We start from the raw sequence: 17,612 nt of genomic DNA on the forward strand, positions 1-17,612 counted from the left end.
CTGTTGCTCAGTGCGCGTTAACGGTTTGCGGGTTAACGCCCAGCTGACGATATTGCTTAAAACGCTCCCGTGCTTGCGCTTTTAATTGCTCGGCGGCGGGAACAAATTCGATGATTTGGCTAAAGCGGTTGGCGAAGGCCGGGATCTCAGCGGCTAGATTGATCAGCACTTGTCGGTTTTGCCGTGGTGCCTGCCAGCTTATTTCTACCGGCGCGCCATATTTAGGGCCTTCACCGCTTAAGTTATGTGGCACAAAGCGTTCTGCATCAAACTGCCACAGCAGTTCGTCAAAAGCCTCGGCCTGTTGTTGGTCGGCAGTATAAACGAAAACCCGCTGCTTAGCGCGATACAAGTCGGCGCAAAGCTGGCACGCTAAAGCAAAATGAGCTGGCGTGCTGCTCAGCTCATTTGCGGCCGTGTCATTCGGCGGCGTATCACTTAACAGATAAAAGCTAACCTGCATCAGTTATCCTGTTGTTGGCCAACCCGGTTAATTAAAAACTGGGTTAACAAGGATACCGGCCGGCCGGTGCTGCCTTTGTCTTTGCCGCCACTGCGCCAGGCGGTGCCGGCGATGTCCAGGTGCGCCCAGTTATATTTGCGGGTAAAGCGTGACAAAAAGCAGGCGGCGGTAATAGTGCCGGCGGCACGGCCACCTAAATTACTGAAATCGGCAAACGGGCTTTCCAGCTGATCCTGATAATCATCCCATAGCGGCAGGCGCCAGGCGCGGTCACCACTTTGCTCTGACGCGTTCAGAATTTCATGTGCCAGCGGGTTATGATTACTTAATAAGCCTGTTGCATGTTTACCTAGTGCAATAACACAGGCACCGGTCAGCGTAGCGACATCGATTACCAGCTCAGGGTCAAAGCGCTCAACATAGGTTAACGCATCACACAGTACTAAGCGGCCTTCGGCATCGGTGTTTAATACTTCCACCGTTTGGCCCGACATGGTGGTTAAAATATCACCCGGCCGATACGCGTTAGCATCTGGCATGTTTTCAGCAGCGGCCAGTACGGCAACAATATTAACCGGTAAGCCAAGTTGCACTACGGCATGCATGGTACCCAGCACGGAGGCGGCGCCACACATGTCGTATTTCATCTCGTCCATGCCATCGCCCGGCTTTAAGCTGATACCACCAGAGTCGAAGGTTAAACCTTTACCTACCAGCACCACCGGTGCGCTGTCGTTTCCGGCACCGTTATATTTAATAACCGCCATGCGCGGGCCATTAACCGAGCCACGGCCTACCGCCAGGTAAGAATTCATGCCGTGTGCGGCCAGCTCTTCCGGGCCTAGTACATCAACACTGATTTTGGCTGAGCTTTCTGCCAACAACATAGCTTGGTCAGCTAAATACTGTGGTGTGCAGATATTCGGTGGCATATTGCCGACGTCTTTACATTGTTTAATACCGGCGGCAATAGCTAAGCCTTGCTCTACAGCTTTTTCGCCGATAGTTAAGTCGCGCCGGGTCGGCACGTTAAACACAATTTTGCGCAGCGGACGGCGGGTTTCGTCTTTCTTGCTTTTTAAGCGATCAAATACGTACAGGCAGTCTTGCGTGGTTTCCACCGCATGACGCACTTTCCAATAGGTATCGCGGCCTTTTACGTGTAATTCAGACAAAAAGCACACCGCTTCCATGGAACCGGTTTCATTTAAGGTGCTGATGGTTTTGGCAATAATTTGTCGATACTGGCGCTCGTCCAGCTCACGCTCTTTGCCGCAGCCTACCAATAATACACGTTCGCTCAGTACGTTAGGAACGTGATGTAACAGCAGCATTTGGCCAGGTTTACCTTCCAAATCGCCACGGCGCAGCAGGTTACTGATATAGCCTTCGCTGATTTTATCCAGTTGTTCTGCCACGGCGGAAAGACGACGTGGTTCGTACACGCCTACCACAATGCACGCACTGCGTTGTTTTTCCGGACTTCCGCTTTTTACGCTGAACTCCATACTAACTCCTGATTCTAAGAGACTGTGCTACTATAACTGCGCACATTATTGGCTAAATTCTACCGCGAATTTATAAAAAAGCTCGGTTTTCTCTGCCGTTTGGCTGATAATAATTGCTATAAATGTCAAGTTTACTGAAAAATCGCCAGGGTTCCAGTAAAAAGGCAAGTTTTTAGGGGGCGTTTTGATTATTTTTCGTTACCTGTTAGCCGAGGTTTTTAAGTCTCAGCTGGCGGTATTTATCATTTTGATGACCATCATTATTAGCCAGCGCTTTGTTAAAATTCTGGCCGATGCCTCTGAAGGCGAACTGCCGGGACAGTTGGTGATCAGTATAGTGGCATTAAAACTGCCTCAGCTGGCGGTGATTATTCTGCCGTTAAGTGCTTTTGTTGGCATTTTAGTCGCTTATGGTCGCATTTACGCCGACAGTGAAATGACGGTACTGCATGCAACCGGCGTTAGCGAATGGTATGTCACGCGCTTAACGCTACTGCTATCGTTGGTTATGGCGATACTGGCAGCCGGTGTTACCTTGCATTTAAGCCCGTGGGCGACTGAACTGGAACAACAATTGCTGGAAAAGGCCGACGCCAATGCCGGTTTGTTGTCGGTGGTGCCGGGCCGGTTTCAGCATACATCAAATGAAAATGCAGTCATTTTTGTACAAGGTATTAGTCGTGAAAACGGCGATCTAACCCGGGTATTTGTGGCGCAAAACAATACTCAGCAAGGTCAGTTAGGCCACTCGGTCGTGTATGCTCAGTCGGGGCGAGTGTCTGAAGAGGCTAGTGGTGCGCAATTACTGCAGTTAGAACAAGGCCGGCGTTATGCTGGCGACGTTAGGTCACCGGCCTATGAGATCACCGAGTTTGGCCGCTATCAAATACAGATCCGTGAGCAAGAAGTCGAGCAACGCCGGCGTAAACTCGGCAGCATGCCAACGTCTGAGTTAAGAACATTGGAAACTAACGAGGCTATAGCGGAATGGCATTGGCGTATCGCTATTCCGCTGTCTATCCCCATCCTTACGTTAATTGCGGTTCCGCTAAGCCGGGTCAATCCGCGCCAGGGCAAATTTGGCCGCTTGCTGCCGGCATTGTTGCTATATCTTGGTTACTACTCATTATTAATTATTGCCCGCTCGGCACTGGAGGACGGCAAAATTCCGTTGCAGTTTGGCATGTGGTGGTTGCATGGCCTGGCTTTATTACTCGGCGGCGTGTTAATTATGCGTAGCAGACGTAGTGCACAACGCTTGCAGGCTTGGCTAGCGGGGCGTGGTTAATATGCTGAAAATTATCGATATTTACATTGGCCGCACCATTTTAAGCACATCGCTACTCACACTTAGTGTTTTGCTGGCGATATCAGCGCTGTTTAAGTTTATTGACCAAATGCGTTCAATCGGCCGTGGTTACTATGACATGGTGCATGCTGCTTTATTTACGCTGTACAGCGTGCCGGGTGACCTGGTGACGTTTTTTCCTATGGCGGCGCTAATTGGCGGCCTGATTGGTTTAGGTATGTTGGCCAGCAACAGTGAGCTAGTGGTGATGCAAGCGGCGGGTATGTCGCGTGTTAATATTATTAGCTCAGTGATGAAAACCTCATTGGTGATGGTACTGATAGTGATGGCTGTGGCTGAATGGGGCGCGCCGGTAAGTGATCGTGCAGCCCGCGAGCTGCGCACTAAGGCAATTTCAGATGGTAGCTTGTTTGCTGCACAGCAGGGGGTATGGGCCAAAGATGGCGATCAGTTTGTCAATATAGGCAAGGTGGACGACTTCGGTGGTTTGGCACAAGTTATTATCTACCGTTTTGATGCCGAGCTTAGGCTGGAATCTATTATTAGCGCCGACACTGCTATTTACCGTAACGACGCCTGGCTATTGCAACAAGTTACCGAGCAACGTTTCAGTGCTGAGCGTATTAGCAAACAACAACAGCCTGAGCTGCGCTGGCGTTCGTCGTTAACACCCGACAAATTAGGTGTGGTAACGATAAAACCAGAAATGCTGTCGTTGTCTGGTTTATATGAGTATGTTGATTACTTGCAGCAGAATGCACAGGAGTCGAGCCGATACGAGTTAGCCTACTGGCGCAAGGCGTTGCAGCCGCTGACTATTATCGCCATGTTGCTAATGGCACTGTCATTTATCTTTGGCCCGTTGCGCAGTGTTACTATGGCAGCGCGGGTGTTAATGGGCATTTTAACCGGCTTCGCCTTTTATATGAGCAACGAAGTATTTGGCCCGGTCGCATTGGTGTATCAGTTACCGCCTTTAGCGGGCGCAGCCTTGCCCAGTGTGTTGTTTATTGGCTTGTCGCTGTATTTTATGCGGAAAAAAGTCTGATAAGGCCGTGCAATATGGCGGCTTATCTGGCCGCTTTGTGCAAATTCAATAGTTTACTTTGTTCTTTGCTAAGTACTATTACCTGAGTACCAGTTAGCTGATCTTGCAATGCCAAGCCTTTACCCCAGCGCAGCCAAAGCCAGATGTTACCCAAACCAAACAATGCACTAAGGGCACGCAGCGCTGCTTGCTTCAGGCTGATAGCAGCACCATTTTGCTGTACCAGCAATAAGCGCCAAGCACGCATACCGAGGGTTTGGCCACCTGTGCACCAGAAATACAAATAAAACCAAGCAAACCATAGCAATGAATACAGCTGAAACCAGATCTTATGTTTGGTAATAAAGTCGGCATGGTCAGTGTAATTAGCCAGTGAAATTACGCCGATGCTGTTTAACAATGCTACCAGCACTAACGCCAGCCCCATCGCCGCCATCCACAGCGCTGCCAAAATTAACCAATCGTACATTATCGCCGCTAAACGGCGTACCAGGCCCGCTCGGGGTGCATCAGCAAACATAAACCATTCCGGCTAGTGAAAAACCGTGCAAGTGTAGCATGCAGGCCTATTTTTTCGAAGCCGCACTCTTTGTATCCTTTACTGTGGTATCGCGGGTGTGGTTGCCATTTTCTGCTGCAATTTTGCAATCAGACGCTGATAACGTTGTTGGCCAGGGCCTGCATCCGTTACCTGCGCCAAACGTAATACTGTCATTCCGCTGTAGTGACCGTTGGCAAATACAGCGGCAATATTATCCCAGCCATGGTGCTGTGTTACGCCGGCAGCGAGCGCGTTTTCACCTTTAATTGTTACCTGCTGCCTGTTTGCTTCGGCGCCAACCCAGGCGACCAGACTCTTAGCCATTGATTGGCTTTCGGTAGCAGGATTGTCGTCCATCTCCAGTGCAGTAAAGTGCAATATCACACCGCGTGGCTCTGCAGCGTAACGTGCTGCCAGCGATATTATGCCGCTATAGCCGAAGCCATTTTCACTGGCATAGGTACTATCACTGGCAATTAAACCGGCGGCCAGCTCGGCACTGCGCCGGCTGTTATCATTGGCGGCTATTTTCCAGTGAATTCCGGGGATCTTAAACCCCAATTCGATATTGGCCAGTTCGTTGTTAAAAGCTAGCATTGCGGTATCCAGCATCCGCTGACCATGGGCCAGCAAGGCATTGTGATACCAGCGGATAAAATCACGGCCATCGGCAGTATTAAACTGGGCGCCACTGTGGATAAAAATATCGCCATTAGCCGGTGGCATCAGCTGGCTAAAATCTGTGTGAGCACTTTGCCATGCCAGATTCAGCTGGGAAATCTGCTGATATTTCTGCTGCATAGCCTGGCGAAAATCGGCAACAGCCAGTGCTGAATAAGCCTGAAAGCCACCGCGGCTGGGATATGAAGTACGGTCGCCGTCGTGGCTGTTATAAGAGGGGTAACGCAGCTCACCGGCTGGCCCCATAGAAATATTAATTTCACTGATATCCGGCGCCAATGCAGCATAACGGGCAGCAAACGCCTGCATAAATTCGCTGTATTGCGCCAGCACCCATTGGTCTGCCCACAACGACACGGTTTCTGTTGAACGGTTGCCAAACTCGCTTTGATACTGCAAATCAGCGCTGCTAACGCCTTGAGCAGCATAGTGCTGCCAGATCCACACAGGCAGGGGTATATCGCAGTCATCACCCACATTACCACCGCATTGGTGCAGTGCCATAATGGGGATAATTTTTAAGCCAGCGCCGCGGATGTCAGCAAATATATTGTCATAGTACTGCCAGTTAAATTGCTGATCGCCGGCTTGCTCAACCAAACCCCACCATACATCAACAGATACACCCTCAACGCCAATCTGCCGTGCCATTGTCAGTTGTTGGCGAAATTCTGCGCGGTCTTCTACCTGCAACGGTGCCATTACGTTGGCGCTAAAGGTTTTTGCTGTTAGTGGGCATAGTAGTAGCGGATAAAGCAGTAGCATAAATAGTATCGAACGCATCAGCTTGTCTCGTTATTGTCGTTGCCGTATTAAACCGTGCTTTTGCAGCTAAGTTTTGCCCGGTTACGACATTTTGCGTTGGATACCCCAATATAAGCCGATACGTCACACAACCAGCATAACCTGGCGATTTTTTTACCTTCTGCTGCAATTTTGTGCAACTAAGCCGCTGTGGCATAAATTCGCTTGCGCCAGCCAATTTGCATCGTATAATGCAGGCGTTTACCTCAAAATATCCCTCAGTGCCTGGGTGGCGAAATCGGTAGACGCAGCGGATTCAAAATCCGCCGGGGGAAACTCCGTGTCGGTTCGAGTCCGACCCTAGGCACCAATAATCTCAGTAAGTTACCACTGTGTTCCAAACCAATTTATCCTAGATATCAAGTCTTCTTGCTAAGCACTTTGCCGCATTTGCTGTTCAATCGGGCCGTTGCCAATGGCGAAAAATAATTTGGTACCCAATGCTTTAAGTGCGCTAAAACAACACCTGAAAAATAGCAGGTAAATTTTACCAAACACCTGTCGATCTTTGCTTTCCCCATCCGACTAACTAACGTGAGTTAATTACTGCTATCTTTACTGCTGCATTAGCAAGCTGTGACAGGGTATTGCCAACTTTAGGAGCGACGCGATGAAATTTAACCCGGTAGTACATTTTGAAATTTACGTAGAAAACATGGAGCGCGCCAAAGCGTTTTATCAGGCGCTGTTTGATATCAAGCTGGAACATATACCATCACCCACGCCGGAGGTTGAGATGGACATGTGGTTCTTCCCGATGGATAAAGAAAACGGCATGAGTTATTACGGTGCCGGCGGTAGTCTGGTGAAGATGGCTGGCTTTACCCCGGGCGGCGGTGGCACGCTAGTGTATTTTGGCTGTGAGGATTGTGCAGTTCAGGCTGAGCGCGCAGTAGCCAATGGTGGCAGTATCCACCAGCCGAAAATGTCGATTGGTGCGCATGGTTTTTGCGCCGTAGTGCGCGACACTGAAGGCAATTTAATCGGCCTGCACTCGATGACATAAGTTAGTTATAGTGGCTACAACTTTTAACTCTCAATGATTAACATTGATCAAATTGGCTGAGCAGGTCCATGCGTTGATGTAACACTCTGGCGACATCGATTCCACCCTGACGGGGTTTGTAGAAAATAATATGCCTGCCCGAAGGAAAACTTTTTGCGCCGGAAAACACTTCATCACGCACTCGCCCTAAATCGGGATGCTGAGCCAGAGTCAGCAGCGAGTTATGCAGACTTTCTATATAGAGTCTGGCTTGCTGCTTACCCCAAACCTCTATTGTGGTTACCGATATTTCCTTAATATCGGTTTCAGCAAGCAGAGATAGCTTATAATCAGCCATCTATTCCCCGACTCACATCATCGAAAATATCCAGAGCGTTTTTGGCAGAGTGTGTCCCTGCTGACAATTGTTCAAAGCCCCGTGCAACCTCCTGTCGCAATATCTCCAGCTGTTGTTGCTTTGCTAAATCCTTTTCAAACAGCAACCGCAGGCCATCCCGAATTACTTCACTTGCTGAGGTGTATAAACCAGATGAGATCTTTTCATTGATGCGTTTTTCAAATTCATGACCCAAAGTAATGTTCATAGTCCACTCCTAAAGCTAACTGCACATTACAGTCATGTTATGCGCATAACATGCACTTTTCAAGGTGCAGCGAACAGCAAAACATTTTATTGGTAATTAATAAGCGTTCGATACGTATTAACTATGAATTTTTGTCATGAGTTAATGAAATAATATCATTTTTATTCATGCAGTCTTGCGCGTATAACTTATGCACTGCTTAACATCTAGACATCTAGATGTTTTTGTCGGCAAGTTAGCAAGAGGGATACCAAGGCATGAAGAACAACGATTTCAGTTTTACCATTAAGCGTATTCGGTTTGATGAGCATTATCAGCCGGCGGACAGTACCCGTATCACCACCAACTTTGCTAATTTGGCTAGAGGTGAGTGGCGCCAGCAGAACTTGCGCAACGCGTTAAACATGATTAACAATCGTTTTAATGCGTTGGCGCAATGGGATAACCCTAAAGGCGATCGCTACTCTGTTGAGCTGGACATTATTTCGGTGGCAGTGGATATTGCCGGCAAGGGTGATGTCTTTCCGTCGATTGAAGTATTAAAAACCCATATTGTCGATCACAAAACCAACGAGCGCATTGAAGGCATTGTCGGCAACAACTTTTCCTCTTATGTGCGGGATTATGATTTCAGCGTATTACTACGCGAGCATAATAAGCAGCAAGCTCAGTTCAGCGTCCCGGATAATTTTGGCGAGCTGCACGGCAAGCTGTTCAAAAATTTCGTTAGCTCAGATGCTTACAAACAGCACTTTAACAAGCCACCGGTGATCTGCCTGAGTGTGTCGGATAACAAGGTTTATCGGCGCACGGAAAACCAGCATCCGGTATTGGGGGTGGAGTACCTGGCAAACGAGTCGTCGTTAACCGAGCAGTATTTTAACAAGATGGGTTTGCAGGTGCGCTATTTTATGCCGGCAAACAGTGTTGCGCCGCTGGCCTTTCATTTTGTTGGTGACTTGCTTAACGATTACAGCAATCTTGAGCTGATTAGCACCATCAGCACCATGGAAACCTTTCAAAAAATTTACCGGCCAGAAATTTATAACGCCAATGCGGTCGCCGGCAAAAGCTATCAACCGAATTTGAAGAACCAGGATCATTCCATCACGCAAATTGTGTATGACCGTGAAGAGCGCCGCAAGCTAGCCATAGCGCAGGGCAGGTTTGCTGAAGAGCACTTTATTAAACCGCACCGGGCAACGCTGGAACAATGGTCGGCTAATTGCGATTAATTAATCAGTCGGATAACAAAATTTATGAACAAGCATTTACTACAAAAAACGCTATTACCTACTTCAACGGCTGGCAGTTTACCTAAACCGAGCTGGTTGGCAGAGCCTGAAACACTGTGGTCACCCTGGAAATTACAGGGTGAAGAACTTATTGCCGGTAAACAGGATGCGCTGCGGCTGGCATTGCAACAGCAGCAAAGTTCAGGCATTGATATTGTCAGCGATGGCGAGCAAAGCCGGCAACACTTTGTCACCACCTTTATTGAGCACTTAAGCGGGGTGGATTTTGATAACCGTAAGTCGGTGCGGATCCGTGATCGCTATTATGCCAGTGTGCCAACGGTAGTGGGCCCGGTGTCACGGTTAAAGCCGGTGTTTGTCGACGATGCTAAGTTTTTACGCGGGCAAACCACGCAGCCAATAAAGTGGGCCTTGCCTGGCCCGATGACGATGATCGACACCTTGTATGATAACCACTATAACAGCCGCGAAAAGCTGGCCTGGGAATTTGCCAAAATACTGAATCAGGAGGCAAAAGAGTTAGAGGCCGCCGGGGTGGATATTATTCAGTTTGATGAGCCGGCTTTTAACGTGTTTTTCGATGACGTAAACGAGTGGGGCATTACGTGTTTAGAGCGCGCCATCGAAGGGCTTAAATGCGAAACGGTAGTGCATATTTGCTATGGCTATGGCATTAAAGCCAATACCGATTGGAAAAAAACTTTGGGTGCTGAGTGGCGACAGTACGAGAAGATTTTCCCTCAGCTGCAAAAATCCAATATCGATATTATCTCGCTAGAGTGTCATAACTCGCGGGTACCGATGGAGTTACTGGAACTTTTACGTGGCAAAAAAGTGATGGTAGGTGCCATTGATGTAGCAAGCAACCGCATTGAAACCGCAGAAGAAGTAGCGGCTACACTGAGAAAAGCGCTGCAGTATGTCGATGCTGACAAGCTTTACCCCTGTACTAACTGCGGAATGGCGCCGTTATCGCGTGAGGTTGCCAGCGCCAAGCTAAACGCCCTGGCTGCAGGGGCTGAAATTGTACGTAAAGAGCTACTTTAGTTTTGTCGCATCCAGCTTGCTGGCCAGAGCCCCCCGGCGAGCCCACCATTATCCTCTGCGTATTGAAAAATCAATGTTCCTAACTTTACTATTTATTCTGACGCAATGGTCTATACTGACCTTCCCATGCAGAGGATTATCATCCAGGGCATTATCATCGAAAACTACTGCCAGGCGGCACGTTATCAAGCAAAAACTAGGGATAGGGGCGGTGTATGAATTACAAAATCAGACAAGCTATTGCTGATCTTATTGAACTTGCTGCCAGCACCAGCAGTAATAAGTGGCTTGCTCTGGTGGTGGATGATTCGCTCGAGCCATTGATACACTCGACTGCTGATGCAGCAGAAATCAGTTCGTATCTACAAGCTGCCGAGCAGCTTATTGACAGACAATCCAGAGAACTTATCAAGATTGAGCTACAAGAAACGGTAGCGGTATTGAACGGTGAAACTTCCCGTTCAACCTTTATGACCGCCAGGACGCTTAAAGCCGTGAATCTATTCAATGCCAAGGGGGAGCATCAGGGGTTACTGGTTGCGCTTAGTGTTACGCCAAAACAGTCCGACAATCTGAAAGAAGACGCACTGCCGCGCATTGCTCAACTTGCTGAACAGTTTATCTCTGCCGGTACCTTAGAAGATCAGAGCCAGCAAGCGCTGGAGCATAGTTTTAATATCAACCGCGCGATCCTCAATACGCTTTATGATGCGGTTGTTATGACAGATCTGCAGGGGCATATTCAGAGTGTGAATCCGGCATTGGAGAAAATGTTTGGCTATCCGGAAAATGAACTGATTGGCGAGTCGATTACCAAGCTAATGCCACCTGAAGTAGCACATCATCATCCTGACTACATGCTTGCCTACGCTGAGGGCAAAACAGCAGGAAAAATTATGGGTAATGTGCGCGCCGTAACGGGGCTTAGAGCCGATGGCAGCCGCTTTACTCTGCAGATTGCTGTAACCGAAGCCAGGGTCGGGGCTGAACGCCTTCTGGTCGCTGCCTTGCAGGACATTACTGAAAGTGAAGAAGCCAGATTAAATCTGAAGCGCTTTCGCAAAACACTCGATAGTACACTGGACTGCGTTTTTATGTTTGATGCAGATACCCTGCAGTTTTTCTATGTAAATCAGGGGGCTGTAGACCAGCTGGGCTATACCCCAACCGAGCTGCTTAAACTGCATCCGTATGACATAAAACCGCATTATCCGGAACCTGAATTCAGAAAGATGATAGCGCCACTGGTAAGCGGAGAGGTTCCCCGCCTGAATTTTCAAACGGTTCATCGCCACAAAAATGGCCACGAGTTGCCAGTGGATATCTTGTTGCAGTATGTCAAACTGGAAGGCGAGTCCGCCAGGTTCATCGCCATTGTCAGGGACATAACCGTGCAGCAGCAATATAAGGAGGCAATAGAACACCTGGCATATTTCGACCCGTTGACTAATCTACCAAACCGCAGCCTGATTGCGATAAGGCTGGAGAATTGTCTGCGCAACTGTGCCAAAACTGGCTTTTTTGGCGCCGTTATGCTGACCGACCTGGACGATTTTAAATCGATAAACGATACCCTGGGGCATCGCGATGGCGACCAGCTCTTGATTGAAATCTCTAGCCGTTTTGCCAATGTGCTGGGTGATCGCCATGCTATTTCAAGATTGGGCGGCGATGAATTTTTAGTGGTTATCAATACCCGCCACCAGGACTACAGTGCTGCACTCGATGAAGTTAGCTACATAGCGAAGCAGCTGTTGACTGCGGCGGCGCAGCCTACCGATACTCTAGGCCATGCACCGCCAATATCAACCAGCATCGGCTTGGTACTTTTTAACGATGATTCCACCTGCGCCAGCGAGTTGATGAGGATGGCCGACATTGCGATGTATGATGCCAAGAAAAAGGGGAAGAACCATTTCAGTCTGTTTGACGACATCATGCAAAAAGAGCTGGTAGAAGAGCATGAGCTCACGGCAGACCTTAACAGAGCCTTATTGGCGGAGAATGAAATCGTGCCGTGGTTTCAACCCAAAGTGGATAGGAACGGCAGATTTATCGGGTTTGAAGCACTAGCCCGATGGCAACATCCTGAACGCGGGCTGCTTAACCCAATAAGTTTTATCGAACTTGCTGAAAAGAAGAACCTGATGGTGCCACTTAGTGACCAGATACTATTGAAAACCTGCAGGTTAATGAATAGCTGGCGTGAGCAATTCTCCATAGACAACCTAACAGTCTCTGTTAACATCAGCCAAAGCCAGCTTGCGATGGGTAACTTCCCGGATAAAGTCGCTAAAACACTGGTTGAAACCGGGTTGCCGGCATCGGCATTGATACTTGAGGTTACGGAAAGCGTTATTGCAGAAAACATTGCTGCCAGTATTCAGCAAATGGGCCGACTTCGGGCTATGGGCGTGCGTTTTTCTTTAGATGATTTCGGCACGGGGTATTCCTCCTTATCTTACATACGACAGCTACCGATTGATGAACTGAAGATTGACAGAAGTTTTGTCAATACTCTACTGAGTGATTCGGAAACCCGCTCGATCGTAAAAATTATTTTGTTGTTAGCAGACGCACTGAAATTAGATGTTATAGCGGAAGGTATCGAACAGGAAGAGCAATGGCAGGCTTTGCACGAACTGGGTTGCTCAGGATTCCAGGGCTACTTTTTCAGTCGTCCCCAACCGCCTGAAATCATTTTTAAACAGCTGCAGGCAAGTTACGAGTAAGAAAAAATGCAGCATAAGTGAGGCAGTGGCATTGATTCCCAATCCCTCCTAGTTCTCAAGCAAGTGACAACGTTTTATTTGCTCTATCATCGCTTGTGCCAGTGGCGTATTGGCATGGTTTTTTGATGTGATTAACACCACCGGGATTTGGTAGCAGTATTGCTGCGGTAAGATGGCCTTAAACCGACCTTTGTCTACCCATTGGCTGGCGTAGTGCTCGGGCAGGTAGCCAATAAATTTACCGGATAAAATTAAATGCGCTATGCCCTCGTCGTGATAGGCGGTTGCGTTATTTTGGTAGTTTAAGTTGTCGTTGCGCCGCTCTTTGTCACGCAGGTAGTTGCTGGTGATCATTTCAGCGCGGGCTAGCAGTTTATTAATGTCTTGCTCGTGGCAGTCAAATAGCGGGTGGCCGGTGGCGCAATACAGATAGTTGGTTTCGTTATGTAGTGGCGTGTAGTCCAGGCCGCGAATATGGTGGCGGCTAACCCCTATACCCAGCAGAGAGCGGCCATTGGCTACTGCGGTTTCTACCTCGCGTGCTTCACAAACATAAATATCAAACTGAATACTGTCACTTTTTTGCTTTAATGCCGCTATGGCTTGTGCCACACCGCAGCGTGGGTCATTGACCAGCGTATCGATAATGGCGATGCTGACCCGGCCGGAGAGCTTGTTTTTGGAGCCGGCCACTGTGCTGGCAAAGGCTTCGCATTGCTGCAGCAATTCTAATGAGGCCTGATAGGTAATGCGGCCGGGCTCAGTCAGTTCAAAGCCGCTGCGGCCGCGCTTGCACAGTGTTAAGCCTAAACGGATTTCCAGATCAGATAAATGCGCACTAATCGTCGAGCGGCCAATATTTAACCGCGATTCAGCGGCCGATAAACCGCCGCATTCCACTATGGTGACGAAAATGCGCAGTAAACGCAGGTCGACATCATGCACTTGCATAGATAGGCACTCTTTAGTTCGATAAAGCCGGAATAAGTTACGGTTATTATGTATTTATAAAACAACCAGAGCAAGCTAGCATAAAGCCAATGTGGCCCAGAGGCCCGGAATAACTGCGTTGAGGAGAGCATAATGACGTTTCGCTATGGTATAGATCGAATGGATTTAGATATCGTTAACGGTATCGCCGATGGCAGCATTAAAGCAGAGCTATGTGCAGAAGCTATTGCCAGAATTAATCAGAGTCGCAACAACGTTGAAATTATGGCCGTGTCGAACAAAGCCATCTACGGCATTAATACCGGTTTTGGCCCGCTGTGCGATACGCAAATCTCCGCCGCTGAAACCGCGCTGTTGCAAAAAAACCTGCTTATTACCCACGCTGTTGGCGTAGGTGAGCCCATAGCCAAAGCCATTTCCAAATTAATGTTAATTACTAAGGTACATGCGTTAAGCCAGGGTTATTCCGGCGTGCGCCTCGAAGTGGTTGAACGGATGCTGAAATTTATCGAGCTGGATTTAATTCCGGTGGTGCCGGAGCAAGGCTCGGTAGGCGCGTCCGGCGATCTAGCGCCGCTGTCGCATTTATTTTTACCGCTTTTGGGGGAAGGTGAATTCTGGCACGGTAACGGCAGCATCAGCGCCGCAGAAGCGTTGGCGCAACATGGTCTGGAGTCCATTGAGTTGCAAGCAAAAGAAGGGCTCGGCCTGATTAACGGCACCCAGTTTATTTTGTCACATGCCATTACCGCACTAACCAAAATGCGTTACTTGCTGGACTTGGCCGATGTGGCCGGTGCCATGAGCATCGAAGGTATGCAGGGCAGTAGCTCGCCGTTTCGGCCAGAGCTGCACCAGCTTCGTGCCTTTGCCGGTAATATTGAAGTGGCCGCGCGTATGCGCCGCTTATTTAAAGACTCAGAAAATATGGCCTCCCACACCGGGTGCGCCCGGGTGCAGGACCCTTACTCGCTGCGTTGTATTCCGCAGGTGCACGGTGCCTCGCGTAACGCCTATAACCACTTAAAAGAACTGGCCGAAATTGAAATGAACTCGGTTACCGATAACCCTATCGTGATCAGCAGCGAAGAAGCGATATCTGGTGGTAGCTTCCATGGCCAGCCACTGGCGATGGTGCTGGATTACAACTCTATTGCCGCGGCTGAACTGGGTAACATCTCTGATCGGCGTTGCTATCTGATGCTGGAAGGCTTGCATGGTCTACCACGTTTGTTAACGAAATCAGGCGGTTTAAACTCGGGTTTAATGATCCCGCAGTACGTTACGGCGGCGCTGGTCACTGAAAATAAATCGCTGTGTTTCCCACCGTCAGCTGATAGCGTGCCGACGTCAATGGGGCAGGAAGACCATGTGTCGATGGGCAGTATCTCCGGCCGTAAACTAAACCAGATCTTAGGCAACCTGGAGAAAATTCTCGCTATTGAACTGATGTACGCGGCGCAGGCGATTGAGTTTCGCCGGCCAAACAAGTGTTCAGATCTGATTGAGCACAATTTTGCGCTGATTCGCAGCAAAGTGGCCAAGTTGGATGAAGATCGGCTGTTAAAACCGGATATCGACGCCATGATTAAGCTAGTCACCAGCCAGGCCTTTAGTGTTAGTTTTGCACTTAATTAACAGGGGAATTTGCATGACATTTCAGGACCAAATTAAGCAGGGTATACCTGCAAAACTGCCAGCCGCTCAGGATTATCCGTTGGATGCCAACCGTGCCCCCAAGCGCAAAGATATTCTGACTAAAGCAGAAAAACAGCTGGCGGTGCGCAATGCGCTGCGGTATTTCCCCAAAGCCTGGCACAGCGAGCTGGCGGCAGAGTTTGCCCAAGAGCTAAACGATTTTGGCCGTATTTACATGTACCGTTTTAAACCAGATTACTCCATAAAAGCGCGGCCAATCAGTGAATACCCGGCCCACTGCCAGCAGGCCGCAGCCATTATGCTGATGATTGATAACAACCTCGACCCGGCTGTAGCCCAGCACCCGGAAGAGCTGATTACCTATGGTGGCAATGGTGGCGTATTCCAGAACTGGGCGCAGTACCGGCTAACCATGCAGTATTTAAGCGAGATGCACAGCGACCAGACCTTGCATATGTATTCCGGCCATCCAATGGGATTGTTTCCGTCATCTGTTGAGGCGCCACGGGTGATTGTCACCAATGGTATGATGATCCCGAACTACTCAAAGCCAGATGACTGGGAAAGGTTTAACGCCTTAGGCGTAACCCAGTACGGCCAGATGACGGCCGGCTCCTACATGTATATTGGCCCGCAAGGTATAGTGCACGGCACTACTATTACTGTGATGAATGCGTTTCGCAAAGTGCTGCAGCAAGGTGAGAGTAGCAAGGGCAAAATCTTTTTAACCGCCGGGCTAGGCGGCATGAGCGGCGCGCAGCCAAAGGCCGGTAATATTGCCGGTTGTATTACCGTGTGTGCCGAGGTTAACCCGAAAGCCGCCATTAAGCGCCACCAGCAAGGTTGGGTAGACGAGCTTATCGACTCCATGGATGCACTAATTGCCCGGGTTAAGCAAGCGCAGGCCAACACAGAGGTAGTGTCTATTGCCTACATTGGCAACGTAGTTGAAGTGTGGGAAAGCTTCTACCAGAGCGATATTTTTGTGCATTTAGGCTCAGATCAAACCTCATTACATAACCCCTGGTCGGGCGGTTATTATCCGGTGGGGGTAAGCTATGACGAAGCCAACCGCTTGATCCGCGATGAACCCGAGTTGTTTAAAACCAAAGTACAGGCAACGCTAAAGCGCCACGCCGAGGCGGTAAACCAACACACAGCTAAAGGCACTTACTTCTTCGATTACGGTAATGCCTTTTTACTGGAAGCTTCGCGCGCCGGTGGCGATGTGATGGCCGATAATGGCATTGATTTTAAATACCCATCTTACGTGCAGGACATTCTGGGGCCGATGTGTTTTGACTACGGCTTTGGCCCGTTCCGCTGGGTGTGTACTTCGGGCAACGCTGACGATTTAGATAAAACCGATGCCATAGCAGCTGCGGTGTTAAAGCAGATCATGCGCGAAGCGCCGGCAGAAATTCAGCAACAAATGCAGGACAACATTACCTGGATTGAAGAGGCTAAACAAAACAAACTGGTGGTGGGTTCGCAGGCGCGTATTTTATACGCCGACGCTGAAGGCCGGATGAAAATCGCCAGTGCCTTTAACGATGCTATTGCCCGCGGCGAGATTGGCCCTGTGGTGCTGGGGCGCGATCACCATGATGTTAGCGGCACCGATTCGCCATACCGCGAAACCTCCAACATTTATGATGGTAGCCGCTTTACCGCCGATATGGCTATTCATAACGTGATTGGTGACAGCTTCCGCGGTGCGACCTGGGTGTCTATTCACAACGGCGGCGGTGTCGGCTGGGGTGAAGTGATCAACGGCGGTTTTGGTTTGTTACTGGACGGCTCAGCCGATGCCGATCGGCGGTTAAAATCCATGCTGATGTTTGATGTGAATAATGGCATCGCCCGGCGCAGCTGGGCCCGTAACGCTGAGGCCGATTTTGCCATTAAGCGCGAAATGGCACGCACGCCCAAGCTTAAAGTCACGCTGGCTAACCGGGTTGATGAGGATATTTTAGCCAAGCTGCCGTTATAACAACGCTGCGGCGTGGATTATCGACTAAGC

General features: G+C 49.2%; 15 protein-coding genes and 1 tRNA gene. 9 read left to right on the forward strand and 7 right to left on the reverse strand.

Translation table 11 applies throughout. The features are described from left to right. Positions 1-7: 7 nt before the first annotated feature. Positions 8-463 (reverse strand): DNA polymerase III subunit chi, encoded by a 456-nt coding sequence (locus I4W93_RS12350; RefSeq protein ID WP_205311484.1) that lies wholly within the window; start codon positions 461-463, stop codon positions 8-10. Further along, complete coding sequence (gene pepA, locus I4W93_RS12355) at positions 463-1,971, reverse strand: leucyl aminopeptidase (RefSeq protein ID WP_205311483.1); 1,509 nt, start codon at positions 1,969-1,971, stop codon at positions 463-465. The genes I4W93_RS12350 and pepA overlap by 1 nt, the downstream gene beginning before the upstream one ends. Before the next feature lie 184 nt (positions 1,972-2,155). On the opposite strand from pepA, the gene lptF reads away from it, so the two are divergent. Then, complete coding sequence (gene lptF / locus I4W93_RS12360; protein WP_205311482.1) at positions 2,156-3,259, forward strand: LPS export ABC transporter permease LptF; 1,104 nt, start codon at positions 2,156-2,158, stop codon at positions 3,257-3,259. 1 nt (position 3,260) lies between these two features. After that, the gene (lptG, locus tag I4W93_RS12365) at positions 3,261-4,328 is read left to right on the forward strand and encodes an LPS export ABC transporter permease LptG (RefSeq protein WP_205311481.1); all 1,068 of its coding nucleotides are present in this window, start codon (positions 3,261-3,263) and stop codon (positions 4,326-4,328) included. A 22-nt stretch (positions 4,329-4,350) separates the two neighbouring features. Here the strand turns inward: lptG and I4W93_RS12370 are convergent, their stop codons facing one another. Together I4W93_RS12370 and I4W93_RS12375 are read right to left on the reverse strand one after the other, a co-directional pair. After that, positions 4,351-4,848, reverse strand: coding sequence for an RDD family protein (locus I4W93_RS12370; RefSeq protein WP_205311480.1), 498 nt, complete (start codon positions 4,846-4,848; stop codon positions 4,351-4,353). Between the two features lie 78 nt (positions 4,849-4,926). Next, the gene (locus tag I4W93_RS12375; protein WP_205311479.1) at positions 4,927-6,333 is read right to left on the reverse strand and encodes a family 14 glycosylhydrolase; all 1,407 of its coding nucleotides are present in this window, start codon (positions 6,331-6,333) and stop codon (positions 4,927-4,929) included. A gap of 244 nt (positions 6,334-6,577) precedes the next feature. Between I4W93_RS12375 and I4W93_RS12380 the strand changes: the two genes are divergently transcribed. Continuing rightward, a tRNA-Leu gene (locus tag I4W93_RS12380) sits at positions 6,578-6,664 on the forward strand. 300 nt (positions 6,665-6,964) lie between these two features. Next, the gene (locus I4W93_RS12385) at positions 6,965-7,360 is read left to right on the forward strand and encodes a VOC family protein (RefSeq protein WP_205311478.1); all 396 of its coding nucleotides are present in this window, start codon (positions 6,965-6,967) and stop codon (positions 7,358-7,360) included. A 37-nt stretch (positions 7,361-7,397) separates the two neighbouring features. Here I4W93_RS12385 and I4W93_RS12390 read toward each other — a convergent pair whose 3' ends face one another. Further along, a complete protein-coding gene (locus tag I4W93_RS12390; RefSeq protein WP_205311477.1) occupies positions 7,398-7,697 on the reverse strand; it encodes a type II toxin-antitoxin system RelE/ParE family toxin in 300 nt (99 codons plus the stop codon). Next, a complete protein-coding gene (locus I4W93_RS12395; protein ID WP_205311476.1) occupies positions 7,690-7,944 on the reverse strand; it encodes a type II toxin-antitoxin system ParD family antitoxin in 255 nt (84 codons plus the stop codon). The genes I4W93_RS12390 and I4W93_RS12395 overlap by 8 nt, the downstream gene beginning before the upstream one ends. A gap of 257 nt (positions 7,945-8,201) precedes the next feature. Here I4W93_RS12395 and I4W93_RS12400 point away from each other — a divergent pair, with 257 nt between their 5' ends. The 3 genes from I4W93_RS12400 to I4W93_RS12410 all read left to right on the forward strand — a co-directional run bounded on the left by I4W93_RS12400 (position 8,202) and on the right by I4W93_RS12410 (position 12,979). Next, positions 8,202-9,179 (forward strand): DUF1852 domain-containing protein, encoded by a 978-nt coding sequence (locus I4W93_RS12400; RefSeq protein ID WP_205311475.1) that lies wholly within the window; start codon positions 8,202-8,204, stop codon positions 9,177-9,179. 24 nt (positions 9,180-9,203) lie between these two features. Further along, the gene (locus I4W93_RS12405) at positions 9,204-10,247 is read left to right on the forward strand and encodes a methionine synthase (RefSeq protein WP_205311474.1); all 1,044 of its coding nucleotides are present in this window, start codon (positions 9,204-9,206) and stop codon (positions 10,245-10,247) included. 215 nt (positions 10,248-10,462) lie between these two features. After that, on the forward strand, positions 10,463-12,979 hold the full coding sequence (locus tag I4W93_RS12410; RefSeq protein ID WP_205311473.1) for a putative bifunctional diguanylate cyclase/phosphodiesterase: 2,517 nt from the start codon (positions 10,463-10,465) through the stop codon (positions 12,977-12,979). A gap of 48 nt (positions 12,980-13,027) precedes the next feature. Here I4W93_RS12410 and I4W93_RS12415 read toward each other — a convergent pair whose 3' ends face one another. Beyond that, on the reverse strand, positions 13,028-13,930 hold the full coding sequence (locus tag I4W93_RS12415; protein WP_205311472.1) for a LysR family transcriptional regulator: 903 nt from the start codon (positions 13,928-13,930) through the stop codon (positions 13,028-13,030). Between the two features lie 132 nt (positions 13,931-14,062). Here I4W93_RS12415 and hutH point away from each other — a divergent pair, with 132 nt between their 5' ends. Together hutH and hutU are read left to right on the forward strand one after the other, a co-directional pair. Further along, on the forward strand, positions 14,063-15,568 hold the full coding sequence (hutH, locus tag I4W93_RS12420) for a histidine ammonia-lyase (protein ID WP_205311471.1): 1,506 nt from the start codon (positions 14,063-14,065) through the stop codon (positions 15,566-15,568). Between the two features lie 13 nt (positions 15,569-15,581). Beyond that, a complete protein-coding gene (gene hutU, locus I4W93_RS12425) occupies positions 15,582-17,582 on the forward strand; it encodes a urocanate hydratase (RefSeq protein ID WP_205311470.1) in 2,001 nt (666 codons plus the stop codon). The last annotated feature ends 30 nt before the right edge of the window (positions 17,583-17,612 follow it).

Origin of the sequence: Rheinheimera maricola (assembly GCF_016918075.2) — a bacterium.
Taxonomy (GTDB): domain Bacteria; phylum Pseudomonadota; class Gammaproteobacteria; order Enterobacterales; family Alteromonadaceae; genus Alishewanella; species Alishewanella maricola_A.